Source organism: Caballeronia sp. AZ10_KS36 (assembly GCF_023631105.1).
Classification (GTDB): Bacteria; Pseudomonadota; Gammaproteobacteria; order Burkholderiales; family Burkholderiaceae; genus Caballeronia.
This window is the reverse complement of record NZ_JALQDQ010000066.1, coordinates 1-1,114: the sequence shown is the minus strand read 5'-3', so window position 1 is coordinate 1,114 and position 1,114 is coordinate 1. Positions and strand designations below refer to the sequence as shown.

Genomic DNA, 1,114 nt, shown 5'->3' with positions numbered 1-1,114 from the left:
CCCCCCCCCCCCCCCCCCCCCCCCCCCCCCCCCCCCCCCCCCCCCCCCCCCCCCCCCCCCCCCCCCCCCCCCCCCCAATTTACAAGCAGAAGACGGCAAACCAGATGGCCATCATAGTCTCGTGGGCTCGGAGATGTGTATAAGAGACAGACGGCGGGCAGCGCGCGCCGAACGACCATGCCGGCGAGCACGGGCGCGGCGGCATCGAGTTCGTCCTCGTCGAGCGCATCGACCATTTCGTCGAACAGCTCGAACTCGTCCGCGCCGTCCGCGAGCATCCTCCCGGCGACATTGGCGATACGGCCGATCAGCTGCGCCTGCGGCAGCGGGATCATGCTCGCGATCGGCGCGACGGTGCGCGCCACGCTGCCGATGCCGCGCCCGACACTGCGCGCGATCCGCCCGAGCCGCTTGAAGAACTCGTCGCTGTCGCCGGCGTCGAGCGCATCGGCGACGGCGTCTTCCATCGCGTCGAGTTCGTCTGTCGCGTCGAATTCGTCGAACTCGTCCGACTCGTCGAATTCGTCGCCTTCGTCGGCCATCTGGAACTCGTCGTCCGATTCGTCGGAGTTGTCGAACGCACCGGCCGCGTGTCCGGCGACGCGGCCGAGGAACTCATCGTCGCCCTCGTCGCCGAAGTCGCCTTCGTCGTAGCCGTCTTCGTCGCCCTCGTCGTAGGCGTCCATCGAATGATGCGACGGGCCTTCGGCGGCTTCGTACATCAAATCGTCCATTACATCGGTTTCGAAGCGATCCATGATGTGCTCCTTGTTCGACAACGCTCAGCGCGGGGTGATGGTCAGCGTGGCCGGCCCGCTGATCCGGATGGTTCGGGCCCGCCCGCGACCGACGCCGGGCAGGCCGCGTCCGAGCGAGCGGGGGCGCGCGAGCGGACCGGCGGATGACGGCCTCGCTCCCGGCGACCGCGTGAGGCGGCGCACCATGCCGGGGTGCTGGGTGAGCCGCTGCGCCGCTCGCGGCAGACCACGGCGCAGCACCTGCACCGCCTGCTGCGGCGTCGGCACCTGCCGCTGAGCCACGCGCGCCGCCGATTCCGAAAGCCGCGGCAGCGTGCGCACGGCCTGCGGTCCGCGCCGCCGCGCGAGTTCACGCG

The 1,114-nt window shown here is 71.0% G+C and carries 2 protein-coding genes; both read right to left on the bottom strand.

The features are described from left to right. Positions 1–758: hypothetical protein (locus NCR35_RS29965; protein WP_284503390.1), on the bottom strand; the 758-nt coding region annotated here is incomplete at its 3' end. A gap of 24 nt (positions 759–782) precedes the next feature. After that, on the bottom strand, positions 783–1,114 hold a 332-nt coding region (locus NCR35_RS29715; protein ID WP_250537454.1), incomplete at its 5' end, for a hypothetical protein.